18 protein-coding genes are annotated in these 16,649 nt (G+C 72.0%); 1 reads left to right on the forward strand and 17 read right to left on the reverse strand.

What is annotated here, in order from left to right:
- Positions 1-1,299 carry an acetyl-CoA hydrolase/transferase family protein gene (locus A9A59_RS00310; protein ID WP_098502370.1) on the forward strand — a complete coding sequence of 433 codons (1,299 nt, stop codon included), beginning with the start codon at positions 1-3 and terminating at the stop codon, positions 1,297-1,299.
- On the opposite strand, the gene A9A59_RS14400 is transcribed toward A9A59_RS00310, so the two are convergent.
- From A9A59_RS14400 to A9A59_RS00395, 17 genes are all read right to left on the reverse strand, one after another.
- Complete coding sequence (locus A9A59_RS14400; RefSeq protein ID WP_423242392.1) at positions 1,296-1,505, reverse strand: SHOCT-like domain-containing protein; 210 nt, start codon at positions 1,503-1,505, stop codon at positions 1,296-1,298. The two genes, A9A59_RS00310 and A9A59_RS14400, sit on opposite strands and share 4 nt — an antisense overlap.
- 867 nt (positions 1,506-2,372) lie before the next feature.
- Positions 2,373-2,756: a DUF2089 domain-containing protein gene (locus tag A9A59_RS00320; protein WP_098502371.1), complete on the reverse strand. Its 384-nt coding sequence runs from the start codon at positions 2,754-2,756 to the stop codon at positions 2,373-2,375.
- A gap of 23 nt (positions 2,757-2,779) precedes the next feature.
- Positions 2,780-3,010, reverse strand: a complete 231-nt coding sequence (locus A9A59_RS00325) for a hypothetical protein (RefSeq protein WP_098502372.1) — start codon at positions 3,008-3,010, stop codon at positions 2,780-2,782.
- 167 nt (positions 3,011-3,177) lie between these two features.
- Positions 3,178-3,762 (reverse strand): SDR family oxidoreductase, encoded by a 585-nt coding sequence (locus tag A9A59_RS00330; RefSeq protein WP_098502373.1) that lies wholly within the window; start codon positions 3,760-3,762, stop codon positions 3,178-3,180.
- Positions 3,759-3,983, reverse strand: a complete 225-nt coding sequence (locus A9A59_RS00335; protein WP_098502374.1) for a hypothetical protein — start codon at positions 3,981-3,983, stop codon at positions 3,759-3,761. The genes A9A59_RS00330 and A9A59_RS00335 overlap by 4 nt, the downstream gene beginning before the upstream one ends.
- Positions 3,984-4,014: 31 nt before the next feature.
- The gene (locus tag A9A59_RS00340; RefSeq protein ID WP_098502375.1) at positions 4,015-4,917 is read right to left on the reverse strand and encodes a crotonase/enoyl-CoA hydratase family protein; all 903 of its coding nucleotides are present in this window, start codon (positions 4,915-4,917) and stop codon (positions 4,015-4,017) included.
- A 118-nt stretch (positions 4,918-5,035) separates the two neighbouring features.
- The gene (locus tag A9A59_RS00345; RefSeq protein ID WP_098502376.1) at positions 5,036-6,364 is read right to left on the reverse strand and encodes an acetyl-CoA hydrolase/transferase family protein; all 1,329 of its coding nucleotides are present in this window, start codon (positions 6,362-6,364) and stop codon (positions 5,036-5,038) included.
- Between the two features lie 77 nt (positions 6,365-6,441).
- A complete protein-coding gene (locus tag A9A59_RS00350; RefSeq protein ID WP_098502377.1) occupies positions 6,442-6,981 on the reverse strand; it encodes an HNH endonuclease in 540 nt (179 codons plus the stop codon).
- A gap of 88 nt (positions 6,982-7,069) precedes the next feature.
- Positions 7,070-8,299 (reverse strand): class I SAM-dependent methyltransferase, encoded by a 1,230-nt coding sequence (locus A9A59_RS14200; RefSeq protein WP_098502378.1) that lies wholly within the window; start codon positions 8,297-8,299, stop codon positions 7,070-7,072.
- A gap of 50 nt (positions 8,300-8,349) precedes the next feature.
- Positions 8,350-9,210, reverse strand: coding sequence for a class I SAM-dependent methyltransferase (locus A9A59_RS00360; RefSeq protein WP_098502379.1), 861 nt, complete (start codon positions 9,208-9,210; stop codon positions 8,350-8,352).
- Positions 9,211-9,259: 49 nt separating this feature from the next.
- Positions 9,260-10,153, reverse strand: a complete 894-nt coding sequence (gene hemC / locus A9A59_RS00365) for a hydroxymethylbilane synthase (protein ID WP_098502380.1) — start codon at positions 10,151-10,153, stop codon at positions 9,260-9,262.
- On the reverse strand, positions 10,150-11,421 hold the full coding sequence (gene hemL, locus A9A59_RS00370) for a glutamate-1-semialdehyde 2,1-aminomutase (protein WP_098502381.1): 1,272 nt from the start codon (positions 11,419-11,421) through the stop codon (positions 10,150-10,152). Before hemL ends, hemC begins: the two co-directional genes overlap by 4 nt.
- The gene (locus A9A59_RS00375) at positions 11,418-12,845 is read right to left on the reverse strand and encodes a CbiX/SirB N-terminal domain-containing protein (RefSeq protein ID WP_098502382.1); all 1,428 of its coding nucleotides are present in this window, start codon (positions 12,843-12,845) and stop codon (positions 11,418-11,420) included. The genes hemL and A9A59_RS00375 overlap by 4 nt, the downstream gene beginning before the upstream one ends.
- Complete coding sequence (locus A9A59_RS00380) at positions 12,842-13,354, reverse strand: precorrin-2 dehydrogenase/sirohydrochlorin ferrochelatase family protein (RefSeq protein ID WP_098502383.1); 513 nt, start codon at positions 13,352-13,354, stop codon at positions 12,842-12,844. Before A9A59_RS00380 ends, A9A59_RS00375 begins: the two co-directional genes overlap by 4 nt.
- Positions 13,351-14,829: a uroporphyrinogen-III C-methyltransferase gene (gene cobA / locus A9A59_RS00385; RefSeq protein ID WP_181950221.1), complete on the reverse strand. Its 1,479-nt coding sequence runs from the start codon at positions 14,827-14,829 to the stop codon at positions 13,351-13,353. The genes A9A59_RS00380 and cobA overlap by 4 nt, the downstream gene beginning before the upstream one ends.
- A gap of 52 nt (positions 14,830-14,881) precedes the next feature.
- Complete coding sequence (locus tag A9A59_RS00390; protein ID WP_098502385.1) at positions 14,882-15,652, reverse strand: chlorite dismutase family protein; 771 nt, start codon at positions 15,650-15,652, stop codon at positions 14,882-14,884.
- On the reverse strand, positions 15,649-16,647 hold the full coding sequence (locus tag A9A59_RS00395) for an aldo/keto reductase (RefSeq protein ID WP_098502386.1): 999 nt from the start codon (positions 16,645-16,647) through the stop codon (positions 15,649-15,651). Before A9A59_RS00395 ends, A9A59_RS00390 begins: the two co-directional genes overlap by 4 nt.
- Positions 16,648-16,649: the final 2 nt, after the last annotated feature.

The following is a 16,649-nucleotide window of genomic DNA, read 5'->3' on the forward strand; positions in this document are numbered from 1 at the left end:
ATGCGCATTGTGGGACTGGACGAAGCGGTCGGCGTGGTGCAGCACGGCGACCGGGTGTACGTGCACGGCGGGGTATGTACGCCGCGCGTGCTGGTCGAAGGGCTGGTGGCGATCCGGCAGGACCTGCGGGACGTGGAGATTGTCCACCTGCACACCGACGCTCCGGCGCCGTACGCGGAGCCCGGCATGGAGGAGCGGTTCCGGCACAATGCCCTCTTCATCGGCCCGAACGTGCGGCAGGCGGTGCAGGAGGGCCGGGCGGACTACACGCCGATTTTTCTCTCGGACATCCCGCGGCAGTTCGAGCCCGGCGGGGCGCTGCCGCTGGACGTGGCGTTTATCCAGGTGAGCCCGCCGGACCGGGAGGGCCGGTGCACGCTGGGGGTGTCGGTCGACTGCGCGATGGCGGCAGCGATCCATGCGCGGACGGTGGTGGCACAGGTGAACCCGCGGATGCCGCGGACGTTCGGGCACAGCCTGGACGCGAGTTTCATCGACCTGGCGATCGAGGTGGACGAGCAGCTGCCGCAGGTGGTGCTCGAAGAGCCGGGGCCGGAAGCGATGGACATCGGCCGGCACGTTGCGGAGCTGGTGGCGGACGGGTCGACGCTGCAGATGGGTATCGGGACGATCCCGAGCGCGGTGCTGCGGCACCTGACCGGGCACCGCGACCTTGGCGTGCACACGGAGATGTTCACCCAGGCGCTCCTGCCGCTCATCCGGGCGGGGGTGGTCAACGGGGCGCGGAAGACGCGCGACCGGGGGAAGGTGGTCTCGGCGTTCGCGGTCGGGAACCAGGAGCTGTACGACTTCGTGGACTGGAACCCGGAGGTGGAGTTCCACCCGGTGGACTACACGAACGATGTCGACGTGATTGCGTCGCAGGACCGGATGGTGGCCATCAACTCGGCGCTGAGCGTGGACCTGACGGGGCAGGTGGTGGCGGATTCGATCGGGCCGCGGTTCTACAGCGGCATCGGGGGGCAGGTGGACTTTATCCGCGGCGCTGCGCGCGCGAAGCACGGCGTGCCCATTATTGCGCTGCCCTCGACGGCGAAGGGCGGAACGGTGTCGCGCATCTGTCCTGAGCTGGCGGCGGGGAGCGGGGTGGTGACGACGCGGGGGGACGTGCACTGGGTGGTGACGGAGTACGGGGCGCGAAACCTGCACGGGCGGACGATCCGGGAGCGGGCGCGGATGCTGATCGAGATCGCGCACCCGAAGTTCCGGGAGGAGCTCGCGCGGCGGGCAACGGAGCTCGGCTACCTGGGGCGGCACGAGCATATCCCGGGGCTCTAGGGGGCCGGGGGCTCGTCGGCGAAGGCCGGGCCGGGGGCGCCGCGGAGCGCGGCGATGAGGTCGGCGGCTTCCTGGGGGGTGATGCGGCCCTGTTCGAGGAGCTGGAGGACGCGGAGCTCTTCGGCTTCGCGGCGGCGGTCGGCGGCGCGGGCAGGGGGCCGGGGCGGGCGGGCCGCGCGGGCGGGGGTTCGCCGGGGACGCGCCAGCGGACGGCGGCCTCGCCGATACCGCTGTTGACGCTGATGACGGCCGGCGCGCCCGGGACAGAGGGCACCTCAATGGCGGACTTGCCGAGGCCGGAGGCAGCGCGGATTTCGACCTCGGCACCCGGGGGGATGCGGACCTCGGCGCGGCCGAGGCCGACATCGACGCGGTAGCGGCCGGGGCGGACAGCTGCGAGGTCGAGGGTGATATCGCCGGTGCCGGACTGGGCGCTGGCGGTGCCCTCATGGGCAAGGATGCTGATGCGGCCGGCGCCGACGCTGACATCGAGGTCGCCCGTGAGCTGGACGGCGGTGACGGTCCCGGCGCCGGTGCTGAGCCGGATCGAATCGGCGGAGAGGCCGGCGACTTCGATTTCGCCGTAGCCGTTGGCGATGCGGAGCGCGCGGAAATTGTGGGCGGGGAGGCGGACGAGGGCGGTGGCGCCCTGGCGCCGGCGGAAGAGCCAGCCGCGGGCAACGCGGATGTGGATGCGGAGGGTATCGCCGTCGCGTTCGATGGCGACCTCAGGGGCGGAGCGGCTGGCTGCAGCGGCGACGGCTGGAGTTTCGCCCTCGATGCAGGTGCGGACGGTGAGCCTGCCGGCGGTGCTGTCGATTTCGAGGCGGCCGATGCCCTCGAGCGGCGGGAGGGGGCGCTCGACGCGGGCCGCGCCGGCGCCATCGGCGGGGTCGGCGGTGCCGCGGCGTTCGGCGCGCGCGGCGTCGCGCTGGCGGCGGGCCTCGTCGCGGGCGCGGCGGGCCTCGGCCTTCAGTCGCTCCGCCTCGGCCTTTGCTTCGCGGCGCAGGCGCTCGGCGGCCTCGCGGGCACGGCGGGCCTCTTCATGCAGGCGGCGGATTTCGGGGTCGGTGTCAGCCATCGCGGGCGGCCAGGGCGCGGAGCTGTTCGGCGGCCTCGGCGGCGGAGATGCGCCCGGCGGCGAGTTCGTCGAGGATGCGCTGGCGGCGCTCGGCGTCGCGGGGGTCTTCGCCGGTTTCGAAGCCGAGGGCGACGAGGACGTCGTTGAGCCGTGCGACGACGGTGGGGTAGGAGATGCCGAGCTCTTCTTCGACGTCCTTAATTTTGCCGCGTGCGCGGAGGAAGGTTTCGACGAAGGCGAGCTGTTCGCGGTTGAGGCGGGCGAGGGGGCCGGCATCGAAGTGGCCATCGACGCCTGTGCCGCATTCGGGGCATTCGAGGCGGCGGACGATCATGGGGCTGTCGCAGCTGGGGCAGGCGCCGATCAGTCGAGCCATGGGAATGTCCTAGGCAGGGGTTTTCAGCGGGCGCCGCGGCCGCCGAGCGGGAAGGGGTCGGGGAGCTCGGCGGGGCTGCCGGCTGCCCAGGCGTCGAGGGCGGCGGCAGCCCGGCGGAGTGCGGCGGCGCACCGGGCGATCATAGCGGGCAGGGGCCCCGGGCGCCCAAGGCGGTAGCGCGCCGCCGAGGCGCGGCGGCTGGCGACGAAGTGGTCGCTGAAGGCGGCGACGAACCAGGGGTTGAGGTCGAACATGGCGGGTCTCCCGGGGGCAGCGGCCCCAGGGTGCCATTCTTGCTTTCGCGAGGAGGAAAGTCAATACCTTACTTAAGAAAATTTATCTTTCACTTGACTTTGCACGCAAGAAGGATGGCACAGCGGCACTGCGGGCGCCGCGGGAGACCGGCGGCTGCGGGGCAGGTTCAGGGGAGAAGGGAGAGGAAGGCGGCGGCGAGGTCGCCGGCTGCGTCGAGGGCGGCCGGGCGGAGCGGGCGCCCGGCCAGCTCGGCCTCCAGGGCGGCAGGCAGCTGGGCGAGGGCGGCGTCGATCAGCGCCGGGGCGGCGGTGGCAGGGGCCGGGTGGCGGACGATGGCAACCGGGCCGCCGCCGGCACGTTCGAGGAGCGGTGCCGCGCAGCGGATAGCGACCAGCGTTGCGCCGAGCCGTTCGCGGGCGAGGGGGAGCCACTCGTCGATGGAGAACTCGTCGAAGGGGATGTCCGGGAGCGGGCCGGGGTCGACGGCGAGCGCTGCGAGCGGGCCGAAGCGGTCTTCGAGCTCGGCGAGGAACGCGCCGAGGGCGGCGGGGTCGGCGGCGTCGAGGACGCGGTGGAGGTGGTCGGCGCCGAGGGCCCAGAGTTCGTTGGCGATACTGGCGGTCGCGAATTCGTGGTCCCGGGCGGGCGCGAGGGTGGTGAGGCCGATGGGGCGGGCAGCTTCGGCCAGGGCAAGCGCGAGGCCGCGGAGCGGCGGGCCGCCGGGGCCGACGAGGGCGACCGGGCGGTTCACCGGAACACCACCAGGAGCATCGGCAGGACGAGGGCGAGGACGACGAGGATGGCGATGCCGAGGGCGATGGTGTTCCAGTCGCGGGTGCGGAGCTGGCCGCTGTAGTACTGCTGCTCCCAGGTGCCGTCCATCAGGTCGCGGTCGCGCTCGTCGGGGCCGAGGTCGCGGTCATCGGCGGGCGGGCCGAGGGGGATGCGGTCGTCATCGTCGTCGGGGTACACGGTGGGATGGTACCGCAGGGCGGCGTCGCGGTCAGACCAGGCGGCCGTGCTCGTCGCGGATTTCGGGGCCCTCGACGCGGGCGCGGCCGTCGCCGAACTTCGCGTCGCGCCAGTGGAGGGCAGCCTTGAGGCCCTGCTCGGCGGCGATGCGGCCGAATTCGCGGACGGAGGGTGCGAGGTGGGCGCGCGCGTCGTTCTCCGCGCCGAGGCGCTGCATGGTGCGGGCGCCCATGAGTTCGAGGGCAAGGTTGACGATCCGCTTGTTGGCGGAGAGGAGGTCGGTGTCGATCATGGCCATGCGGTCGACGAGGCCTTCAACCTCCTGGGCGAGGAGATTCGCGGGGACGGCCTTGAGGACGAGGCCGATCTTGGCGGCCTCCGCGCCGGTGATGGTGTCGCCGGTGAGGAAGAGGCGCTTCGTCCACTGGGGGCCGCAGTGGTAAACCCACATCTGGTTGGGGAGGGAGCCCATGGCGCGGGCGGGCGGGAAGCCGATGACGGCGTCTTCGGCGGCGATGACGATGTCGCAGAGGAAGGCGATATCGGTACCGCCGGCGAGGCAGTAGCCATGGACCTGGGCGACGACGGGCTTGTGCATGTCGAAGATCGCCATGCGGAGGCGCTGGGCGCGCTCGAGCTGCCAGGCGTCGTCGTCGAAGGTGCGTGCGCCGCGGTACACGGAGGTGTAGTGGTCGCCCTCGGGCGCAGGGCGGCGGTTGCCGAGGGGGGTGAGGTCGTAGCCGGCGGAGAAGGCGCGGCCGGCGCCGCGGATGATGACGGCGTGGACGCGGGTGTCGTTGTCGGCCTCCCAGAGGGCGTCGTGGAGCTCCTGCTGGAGTTCGAGGCTGAGGGCGTTGAGCTTTTCGGGGCGGTTGAGGGTGATGCGCGCCCGGCCGCGTTCGACTTCGTAGAGGATGGTGCGGTAGTCGTTCATGCTGCTGCCTCCGTGGGAGGCGAGTATAGCCCGGTGCGGCAGGGGCCTGCGGGAACGGGAAGCGCCCGCCGGCGGCGGGCACGGCGGGCGCTCAGGGGGCGGGAGGAGCTGCGGGCTGCTAGACGGTGATGCCGTAGAGGCGCTGGGCCTCCTTCTTGAGTTCGCCGCGGAAGTCGGGATGGGCGATGGAGATCATCTCGTTGATGCGTTCGCGGATGGACTTGCCGGTAAGCTTCGCGATGCCCTGTTCGGTGACGACGTAGTCGACGAAGCCGCGGTGGACGGTGACAACCGTTCCAGGCGGGTGGCCGCCGACGATGCGGGTGTGGCGGGTATCGCCGATGAGCGAGCTGGAGGGGAGGACGATGACGGAACCGTTGGCGGCGGTGGAGGCGCCGATGGCGAAGACGGCCTGGCCGCCAGTGCCGGAGTAGACGAGGTTGCCCTGGGTCTCGGAGGAGACGTTGCCGGTGAGGTCGACGGCGAGGGCGTTGTTGACGGCGATGAAGTTCTCGATCTGGAGGAGGAGGCGGATGTCGTCGGTATGGGTGAAGTCGTAGAGCTCGTAGGTGTCGTTGCCGTTGATGCGGGCGAGGTCCTCGGGCGGAACCTGGCCGAGGGCGCTGGCGACGACCTTGCCGACGTGGTGGGGCTTGTATTTGCCGGTGATGACGCCCTTTTCGACGAGGTCGGGGATGCCGCCGGGGAGGAGTTCGGTATGGACGCCGAGGTCGTGCTTCTCCTCAAGGAAGACGGGCAGGGCGGCCGAGACATCGCCGATGCCGAACTGGAGGGTGGCGCCGTCGTAGACGATTTCGTTGGCGACGAGGGTGCAGATGACGTTGGCGGCGAGCTCGGTTTCTTCGGTGCGCGGGGGAATGGGGGCTGCGGCGGGCGGGAGGGTGTACTCGCAGACGCGGGCGAAGCGGTCGATGTGGATGCGGTTGCCGCCGCCGGTGCGGATGAAGTTCTCGTGGATTTCGCCGATGAGGGTGGTTGCGATGCCGGAGACGGTGGGGCCGAAGAAAACGCCGGAGCCGAAGGAGCACCAGCCGTCTTCATCGGGCGGGGAGATGGGGATGAGGGCGACATCGAGGCGGTCGAGGCCGGGCGGCATTTTGCCTTCGCGGAAGCGGGAGACGGGGACGTATTCGATGCGGCCTTCGCGGGCGGCCTTGCGGTCGAAGGGGCTGCAGTAGCCGGTGATGACCTTCCAGTTTGCGAGGACTTCGGGCCTGTCCCAGTTGAAGGGGGAGAGGAAGTTGACGATGGTGAGGTTCTTGAGCTGGCCGGCGCGGGCGGCAAGGGCAGCGCAGAGCTGAGGCGGGACGGACGTCCAGCCGCCGGTCCAGACCCAGTCGCCATCTTTGACGACGGCGACGGCTTCTTCGGGGGAGACGAGTTTGTCGGCGACGAGTTCGCGCCAGTTGGGTGCCGTTGGCTTCACCGGTTTGACCTCCGGGGAGATTCGAACGGAGATGATACCGGAGGCGCGGCTGCGGACGAGTGACGTTTACCGGCCGGTCAGCCGGCGGCGGCGAGGACGGCGTCGTCCCAGCCGGGGATGAACTTGCGCCAGGCTTCTTCGCTTTCGAGGTAGGGGTAGAAGGCGTGGTAGATGCTGACGCGGGGCGCGGCGGGCTCGCGGAGGAGGGTCATGCGGGCTTCCTGGGGGGTGCGGCCGGCCTTGCGGTGGTTGCAGGTGCGGCAGGCGGCGACGAGGTTCTCCCAGGTGTGGGGACCTCCGCGGTGGCGGGGGATGACATGGTCGAGGGTGAGGTCGCGGGTCTGGCGGCCGCAGTAGACGCACTGCCAGCCGTCGCGCTGGAAGATTTCGCGGCGGGTAAGGCGGAGCTTCGGGCGCGGGCGGCGGACCATGTGAACGAGGCGGATGACGGAGGGGAGGGCGAGCGTGGTGCGGGCGGTGTGGAGGACGGCGCGGGCGGTTTCGATGATTTCTGCTTTGCCGCGGAGGACGAGGACGATGGCGCGCCGGACGGAGCACACGTTGAGCGGCTCGTAATTCTGGTTCAGCACCAGGACGGCTATGCCATCTACCCCCACGGGCGGAGCCTCCGGCCTGCCTTTGCGGGATCGTAGCAAACGGCGCGAAGGGTCAGCAATTGCGGGCCGTTAACCCGGCGCGGGTGCGTTATGTCGTTGTTACGCGGTGGACGTCGACGCCGGCCTCTGTATCGAGCCGGATATGGAGGGGGTTGCCGGGCTCGAAGTCGGCGGAGAGGGGGATGGTGACGTCGGTCCAGCGCCCGGGCGGGGCGTCGAAGCGGGTCGCGCCGAGGAGGACGAGGTTGCCGCCGTTATCGTGCCAGGCCTGTGCCTCGCCGCGGCCGCCGGCCAGGGTGACGGTGGCGGCGGTGCTGGGTTCGCGGACGAGGAGGTAGATATCGCCGACCTGCCCGGAGCGGCGATATTCGCGGCCGGAGGGGTCGCGCTGGAGGTCGCCCCAGCCCATGGCGATGTGCGGCACCTCATTGATGCCGAAGGTGACCTCGGGATCGCGCGGGGCCATGTAGAAGGCGAGGTGACCCATATCGAAGAGGGAGGACGGGAAGTACCAGCGGAAGGGGGCCTCGGTTTTGCGGGCGCGGACGAAGAGGTGGTAGCGGTAGTGGCCCTTCGTGATGCGGCTGACGACGTTGTTCATGAGCCAGCGGAAGATGCGGCGGTTGCGGCTGGCCGGGGGGTAGATGTCGATGTCGGCGGCGCGCTCGATGGTGTAGCCGCACCCCTCGAGGAGGCCAGTGAGCTCGGCGAGGGTGTACTCGCGGCTGTGGCGGGAGCCCTTGAGGGGGGCGCCGAGGTGGTAGGGGTCGTAGATGTTGCGGCCGGCGAGGAAGTTGGCGATGGAGTCGGCGCGGGAGGCGTTCGGGGTGGAGATGACGAGCGCGCCGCCCGGTTTGAGGACGCGGTGGATCTCGGCGAGCGTGTGGACGGGATTTTCGGTGAGGTGCTCGATGACTTCGCACCAGGTGACGAGGTCGAAGGTGTTGTCGGGGTAGGGGAAGGTATCGGCCTCGGCGTTGAAGCAGGTGCAGACGAATTCGTACGTTTCGCCGAATTCGGGGCTTTCGAGCTGCTGGCGGAGCTCCGGGCGGCCGTCGGCGGCGTAGCCGGTGAGGAAGAGGTCGTAGTTGCGGAAGCGCTGGAGGAGGAGGGTGATGTGGAAGGGCGGGCTGCCAAGCTCGAGGGCTTTGCCGCGCTCTTTCGGGTTTGGGACGAAGCGGAGGACCTGGCGCCAGAGGGGGAGGCCGCCCTGGACGAGGATGCGGTGGACCTCCTCGTTGCGGAAGGGCCAGCGGAAGGAGAGGAGGTACCGCTCGAGCGACCCGGGGTCGCGTTCGGAAACCGGGGGCGGCTGCATGGAATCTGGATTGTGCCGGAAAGCGGGCGCGACGTCGAACGGGGGCCGGGTCAGGCGGGCTTGCGGGCGCGGACGGCGTACATCTGGGGGATGGCGGGCACGCCGGCGGGGAGGTAGTAGCGGCGGCCTTCGCGCATTTCGGCGCAGGAGAAGAAGCGGCAGCCGTTGGCGTACTCGTACTCGCGGAAGACTTCGAGGACGAGGCCGGCCTCGATGAGGGCCGTGATGACGTCGGCGGTGCCGTGGGCAAATTCGGCGCCGCGGTGGGGGTTCTTGAAGCCGGTGACGCCTTCTTCGAAGCCCCAGGGGACGAGCCCCTCGCGGGAGGCGGCGACGTAATCGCCGACGCCGTCGCCGAGGACCGGTTCGGGGTCGCGGTAGGGCCAGGTCAGCCGGAGTTCGTCGTCGTACATGCAGACGACAGGGTGGAATTCGACGAGGACGAAGGCGCCGCCGGGCGCGAGGATGCCGGCGATGCCGCGGCCCCAGGCGGAGAGGTCGGAGAGCCAGCAGACGGCGCCGTAGGACGAGAAGGCGAGGTCGAACTGCTCGCCGGCCGCTGCGGCGGCGTCGAACCAGTCGTAGATATCGGCGCGGACGAAGTCGGCCGGGATGCCGGCGGCGCGGGAGAGTTCGGACGCGAAGGCGATGGCTTCGTCGGAGATATCGACGCCGGTGACGCGGGCGCCGAGCCGGGCGAGGGAGAGGGAATCCTGGCCGGCGTTGCACTGGAGGTGGACGAGCCGCTTCCCTTCGAGGGGGCCGAGGAGTTCCAGCTCCTCCGGGAAGAGGGTGGAGCCGCCCTCGCGAAAGAAGCGGGCCTGGTCGCCCTTGTGGCTGTTGTGTGCGCGGGTGGCTTCGTTCCAGGCGAGGCGGTTGAGCTCGTGGAGGTCGCGGCGCGGAGCGGGCATGGCTCCGTTGTACCACGACGCGCGGGCAGCGGCGCAGTCAGGGCGGGGGCTACCGGAGGCCGGCGCGCTGGAGGAGATCTTCGGCGAGCTGGCGCCCGAGGCCGGCGGCGGTTTCGGCGGGGCCGCCCATTTTCGAGCGGATGATCCGGCCGCCGGACGCGACCAGGGCGTGGAGCTTGAGGGTCGAGCCAAAATGCTCGGCGTAGGCGGCGGCGGGGAAGCTGCAGCCGCCCTCGATGGCGGCGAGGAAGCTGCGCTCGGCGGTGACGGCGAGGCGGACCGCGGGGTCGTCGACCCGGGCGAGCAGGTCGCGCGCGCGGGCATCGTCGGCACGGCATTCGACGGCGAGGGCGCCCTGGCCGGGCGCGGGGAGCATCTCCTCGAGGCCGAAGATTTCGGCGGCTTCGGTTTCGAGGCCGAGGCGGCGGAGCCCGGCGAGGGCGACGACGGCGGCATCGTACTCGCCATCGCGGACTTTGCGGATGCGGGTTTCGACGTTGCCGCGGATGGGGCGGATGTCGAGGTCGGGCCGGAGTTCGCGGAGCTGGGCCTCGCGGCGGGGGGAACCGGTGCCGACGACTGACCCGCGGGGGAGATCGCGGAGGGGGGCGCCGGTGCGGGAGACGAGGGCATCGCGGGGGTCTTCGCGGAGCGGGACGGCGGCGATGACGAGCCCCCCGGGGCGGCGGGTGGGCAGGTCTTTGAGGCTGTGGACGGCGATGTCGACCTCGCCGCGCTGGAGGGCCTCCTGGATGGCGGTGGTGAACCAGCCGGGGCGTTCGCCTTCGGCGAGGGGGGTGGACTGGTCGCGGTCGCCGGCGGTAGCGATGGTGACGAGCTCGACCGCCAGGCCGGGGGCAGCGGCTTCGAGACGGTCGGCCACGAGCCGCGCCTGGGCCAGGGCGAGCTGGCTGCCGCGCGTGCCGAGGCGGAGGACGGTCATGCCGGGCAGGCCTCGCGGAGGGCTTCGGCAGCAGCGCAGACGGTGGCATCGATCTCGGGCTCGTTGTGGGCGAGGGAGACGAACCAGGTTTCGAACTGGGAGGGCGGGATGAGGACACCACGCGCGCGCATGGCGCGGTGAAAGCGGGCGAAGGCGGCGGTATCGGCCTCGCGGGCCTGGGCGTAGTCACGCGGGGGTTCGGGGCGGAAGAAGAGGGAGAGCATGGAGCCGTAGCGGACGACGCTGGCCGGGGCCTCGGCGCGGCGGATGGCCGTGCGCAGGCCGTTTTCGAGGTGGCGGGCGACCTGTTCGAGCCGCTGGTAGGCGGCGGGTGTGAGCAGCTGCAGGGTGGCGAGCCCGGCAGCCATGACGGCGGGGTTGGCGCTGAAGGTGCCGGCCTGGTAAACGGGGCCTTCGGGCGCGAGGAGGCCGAGCAGGCGCGCGGGGCCGCCGATGGCGCCGATGGGGAGCCCGCCGCCGATGATCTTCCCGAGGGTCACGAGGTCGGCTGCGGGGAGGACCCCGGAGAGGCCGCGGGCGAGCCGGAAGCCGGTGATGATTTCGTCGGCGATGAGGAGGGCGCCGTGCGCGCGGGGGACGGCCTGGAGCACCTGGAGGAATTCGGGGTCCGGCGCGAGGATGCCGACGTTTGCCGGGATGCTCTCGACGATGACGGCGGCGGTATCGGCAGGGTGGGCATCGAACCAGCGGATGAGGGCGGCCGGATCGTTGTAGGGGAGGACGGCGGTGAGGCCAGCGACGGCCTGGGGGACGCCGGCGGAATCGCTCATGCCGAGGGTGGCGACGCCGCTCCCGGCCCGGACGAGGAGGCCGTCGCTGTGGCCGTGGTAGCAGCCGTCGAACTTGACCACCAGGTCGCGGCCGGTGGCGGCGCGGGCGATGCGGATGGCCGTCATGGTCGCCTCGGTGCCGGAGTTGAGGAAGCGGAGGCGTTCGAGGCCGGTGGCGTCGCGGATGACAGCGGCGAGCTCGACCTCCCGCGGGCCGAGCGCGCCGAAGGCGAGCCCATCGGCGGCGGCCTCGGCGATGGCGCGAGTCACTTCGGGGCGGGCGTGGCCGAGGATAGCGGGCCCGAAGCCGCCGACGTAGTCGATGTAGCGGGCGCCGTCGGCGTCGAAGACGTACGGGCCGGCGCCGCGGACGATGGGGAGGGGGTCGCCGCCGACGGAGCGGTAGGAGCGGACGGGGCTGTTGACGCCGCCGGGGAAGAGGCCGGCGGCGGCTTCACGGATCGACTGGTTGGTCATGCGGGGGCTCCGGGGTGTGCCGGTTCGAGGATAGCGGCGAGGACGGCTTCGCGGATTTCGTTGCCGGGCTCTTCGAAGGCGGCGAAGGGGATGGCGGGGTCGACGGGGGCGGGCTCGGCGCCGTCGCGCTCCCAGGCGGCGGCCTCGCGGGCGAGGGCGACGAAGACGCTGCAGGCCTCGGGGCAGGGCGGGGAGCCGGGAGCCGGGAGCGGGGAGCCGGGAGCGGGGAGGGAGGAGAGGGGCCAGGCGGGGGTGCGGATGCAGCGGCCGCAGAGGATGTCGCGGAGGACGCGGCGGCCGCGCCCGGAGAGGGAGCGGGCGCTCTCGTAGCGGCCGGACTGGCGTTCGAGGACCTCGTCGAGGGGGACGATGCGGAGTTCGCCGGCGCGGGCCTGCCGCTCGTGGACGGTGGCGAGGGGGTAGACGGCTTCGACGACGGCTTCCGCGGTGCAGTCCTCGCCGGTGCGGACGAACCAGCCGCCGGGGAGGCCGCGTGCGCCGGGGAGCGGCCGGTAGCGGCCATCTTCGCCGATGCGGACGTGGCGGCGGACCGCTTCGGGGTCGGGCGGGAGTTCGCGGACGGGTTCGCCGGGTCCGCAGACCCGGCCGTCCTCAATGCGGAGTTCGCCGATGACGCGGGGCAGCGGGGCGGGGGCAGGCCGGGCGGGGCGAGCGGAGGCGGCGGAAGGGGGGAAGGCGGTGAGGGCCTCGCGGGCGAGTTCGCGGACGACCGCGGCGAGGGCGGGGTGGGTGCCGACTGGCGGGGTGTAGTGGACGACGCGGCCGCCGCGGCGGGTCTCGGGGCCGTCGAGGGCGAGGTCGGCGGGGATAGTCTCGCCGACGTGCCAGCCTTCAGCGATGAAGAGCGGGACGACGAAGAGGCGGTCGGCGCGGAACCGTTCGAGCATGGTGAGCATGCCGGGCTCCTGGTCGATGAAGGCGACGCCGCACTCGGCGAAGAGGGCGCGCCGGGCGACGAGGTCGGCCATGGCGTAGACGTTCTTCTCGGACTGGGAGTCGCGGCGGGTGCCGTGGCCGAGGACGACGAGGGCGTCAGCCGGGCCGGCGCCGGCTTCGCGGGCGCGTTCGATGATGACGTCGGCGAGGCGCGGATGGGTGCCGACGGGCGGGGTATAGCGGATCCGCTGGCCGGCGCGGCGGGTCAGCGGACCGTCGAGGCGCATTTCGCGGGGCACGACCGTGCGGGTGAAGTAGCCGGTGGAGATGAAGATGGGGACGACGACGACCTCGGGGTCGGTGACGGCGTCGAGGGCGAGGGCGAGGGACGGCTCCTCCTTCCAGAGGGCGACGGAGACGGCATCGAAGTCGCCGGAGGTGCGGAGGGCGGCGGCGAGGCGGTGGAAGGGCTCGCTCGAATCTGCGTTGAGGTGGGAGCCGTGGCCGGCGAGGATGAGGTGGGTCATGCGTTGGGCTCCGTAGTGCGGCGGGCGGCGCGGGCGGCGCGGGCGGCGGCGACCTCCGCGGCGCGGCCGGGGCCGAGGGCTTCGGCGACCGAATCGCGGAGGCGGGCGGCAAGCGCCGGGTCGGCGCCCGAGGTGGAGACGCCGACGAGGAGGTCGCCGTCGCGGTGAAGGGCGGGGAAGGCGATGGTGCTCTCGGCGCGGGCGTCGGCGACAAGGACGGGGATGTGGCGGGCGCGGGCGAGCTCGCCGACGGTGCGGTTGACCTCGCGGTCCGCGGTACAGGCGAGGACGAGCGCCCACGGGCGGGCATCGACATCGACGTGAACGAAGGGCCGACGGATGCAGGTCACGGTGTCGAGTGCGGCGATGGCCGGGTCGACCTCGGGGGCGATGACGACGACGGTGAAGCCCCCGTCAACGAGGGCCTGGACCTTGCGCCGGGCGACGGTACCGCCGCCGATGACGAGGACGGGCCCGGCCCCGGGGAGGAGTTCGACCAGGATGCTCATGCAAGGACCTCCAGGACGGCGCCGACGAGGGCGGGGATGGAGGGCTCGGGGGCCTCGGCGTCGACGCGGCCGAAGGCGGCGCGGACGGCGGCAGAGGTGGCGGGGCCGATGCTCACGAGGCGGACTTCCGGGGCGAGGACGGTCTCGGCGAGGGCCTGGCGGAGGAAGCGGGCCGTGGAGGCGCTGGTGAAGGTGATGGCGTCGGCGGCCTGCACCCGGGCGATGGTGGCCGGGTCGAGCGTTTCGGGGATGGTGTCATAGGCGTCCACCCGTTCGACGTGAGCGCCGCGGGCACGGAGGGCGTCTTCGAGCTCGGGACCGGCGAGGGAGGAGATGGGGAGGAAGACCCGGGCGCCCCGCACGCGGGGGAGTTCGTCGGCGAGGGCGGCCGAGGTGGCGCGTGAGGGGAGGAAGTCGGGGCGGATGGCACGGGCGCGGAGGGCGGCAGCGGTGGCATCGCCGACGGCAGCGATGCGGGTGGTGCCGAAGGCGCGGGCATCGAGGCCGGCGGCGTCGAACGCGTCGAAGACGGCGGCGACAGCGTTCTGGCTGGTGAACACGACCCAGTCCCAGCGGCTGGCGCAGCGCTCATCGGCGAGGATGCGCTCGGGGTGGAGGCGGATGGCGATGGCGGGCGCTTCGATCACCGTGGCACCGAGGTTGCGAAGCGCCTCGCTGAGCGTTGACGACTGCGTGCGCGAGCGGGTGACCACGACGGAACGGCCGACAAGCGGTCCAAACCGGCCGGGGCCGAGCTGTTCGGCGAGGGCGGCCACCGGGCCGACGACGGTGATGAGGGGCGTGGGGAGGCACGACGCCGCGAGTGCGATGCCGGCGAGGGGCGCGGTGACGACCTGCTGCCCGGGGAGGGTGCCGTTCGCGATCGAGGCCGCGGGGGTATCCGGGTCCCAGCCGGCGGCGAGGAGGCGTTCGACGAGGGCGGGGAGAGCGGCCGCACCCATGAGGATGACGAGGGTGCCGGCGGCAGCGGGCCCGGGGAGGTCAGCGGGGACCGCGCCGGCGCGGTCGGCGGCGGTGATGACGGTAAAGCGAGTCGCGAGGCCGCGGTGGGTGACGGGGATGCCGGCGGCGGCGGGGACGGCGACGGCGGAGGTGACGCCGGGGATGACGGTAAAGGGGAGGCCGGCGGCACGGAGGGCGAGGGCTTCTTCGCCGCCGCGGCCGAAGACGAAGGGGTCGCCGCCCTTGAGGCGGACGACGCGGCGGCCTTCGCCGGTGCGGGCGACGAGGAGGCGGTTGATCTCCTCCTGGGGCATCGCGTGGGCGCCGGCGCGCTTACCGACGGGCACGAGCTCGGCCCCGGGGCGGGCGAAGCGGAGCACCTCGGGGCCGATGAGCGCGTCGTAGAGGACGACGTCGGCCTGCTGGAGGGCGTCGCGGGCGGCGAGGGTGAGGAGGCCGGGGTCGCCGGGGCCGGCGCCGACGAGCCAGGCGTGGCCTGTGAGGTTCGGCATGGTGTTCATTGTGACATGTCGAGTCGAAGGCGCTGGCGGAGGGACGCCGGGGTCAGGGGGTGAAGATGTTCTCGGGCGTGGTCTTGAGGCAGGTGAACATGGGCGTGTCGCGCTGGGTGTAGAGGGAGGCTTCGGTGAAGCGGAGGCGGCCGACGAGGTCGACGAACTCCTGGGGGTAGTCGGAATCGAAGGCGACGACGAACTCCTGGTCGTCGATGCCGTAGCTGTAGCTGGTGTTGAGGCGGACGCCTTTGAAGGGGGCGGAGACGTGGATGTGCTCGTCCATCATGCCCTGGCGGGCGTGGGGGCTGAGGGCGTACCAGGCGCGAGTTTTGACGAAAGGATAGACGAAGAGGAACTGGCCTTCGCCGGGGAGGAGCTCGACGCCCTGCCCGGAGCCTTCAATGCGGTTAACGTACTGGGAGCGCTTCTGGAGGGAGAGGAAGCTGTAGGCGGGGCTGAGCCAGCCGGCCATGCCGGTGGCGTTGAGGTCGCGCTGCATCTCGTTGAAGCGGCGGACGTCGTGGGCGATGCGCCAGAGCATGAAGTCGCAGTCGGCACGGAGGCCTTCGAGGGTGTAGGTGCGGAGGATGACATCGTCGCGGCCGGCCCAGCGGCGGAGGACCTCGACGTATTCGCGGTGGAGGGCGCAGCGCTCTTCGCGGGGGAGGCGGCGGAAGGCGGGGTCGATGCGGAAGAAGGCGTAGTTGAGGAACTGGCGGCGGGCGCGGTCGGGCTCCTTCGGGTTGACGCGGCCGGAGGGGTCGAGTTCGACCATGGGGCCGCGCGGGCGGGCGGGCTGGGCGGCGGGTTCGGCGGTCATGCGGGGGCTCCTTCGGGTTCGGGGTATCCGGCGGCGCGGAGGCGCTGGATGGCGTCGTACTCGGCGTCGGTGAGCGGCGGGGCTTCGCAGGCTGCGGCGAACTCGCGGAGGCCGGCCTCGTCGTAGATGTTGGGGATGACGGCGCCGATGGAGGGCTCGCGGAGGATGAACTGGATGGCGGCCTGGCCGAGGGTGCGGCCATCGCGGGCGAGGAAGGCGAGGGTGCCGGCGCGGCGGATGCCCTCTTCCCAAGCGGCGCGCTTTTCGGGGGTATCGATGCGCCAGCGGCGGTGGTCGCCAGGCGGGAATTCGGTGGTGCGGGTTGCGGTGCCATCGAGCAGGCCGGAGGCGTGGGGGACGCGGGCGAGCGTGCCGACGCCGCATTCGCGGGCGACGGGGAAGATCGCTTCGCCGAGCTCCTGCTCGAGGATGTTGTAGATGAGCTGGGCGGGCATGCCGCGACGGACGGCGGCGATGCCCTCATCGGCCTGGCGCATATCAATGGCGGGGCCGAGGGCGACGCCGTAGGCGCGGATGAGCCCCTCGCGGCGGGCGTCTTCGAGGGCGGCGAGGAGGTCGTCGCGCTGGATGGCGTCGATGCGGGGGTTGTGGAGCTGGTAGTAGTCGATCCAGCCGGTGCGGAGGCGGCGGAGGGAGTCTTCGAGGGAGCGGCGCATGTGGGCGGGTGACCAGTCGTGCGGGCGCTCCTGCTGGTTCGGGCGGGGCGGGACGGAGAGGTCGTACCCGAACTTGGTGGCGATGACGATGTCGGAGCGGCGATGGCCGAGGGCGTCGGCGAGGATGGTCTCGGCGGCGCCGTCGGCGTAGGTGTTGCCGGTATCGAAGAAGGTGATGCCGAGGTCGAAGGCGAGGCGGAGGAGGCGGATGCCCTCCTGGCGGTCGGTGACGCCCCACCAGGTGGTTCCGACGGTCCAGACGCCGAAGCCGACGGCGGAGAGGGTGAGGGGTGTGCCGTTGAGGGGTCGATACTGCATGG

This window comes from Tepidiforma thermophila, from assembly GCF_002563855.1.
GTDB classification, from domain to species: Bacteria; Chloroflexota; Dehalococcoidia; order Tepidiformales; family Tepidiformaceae; genus Tepidiforma; species Tepidiforma thermophila.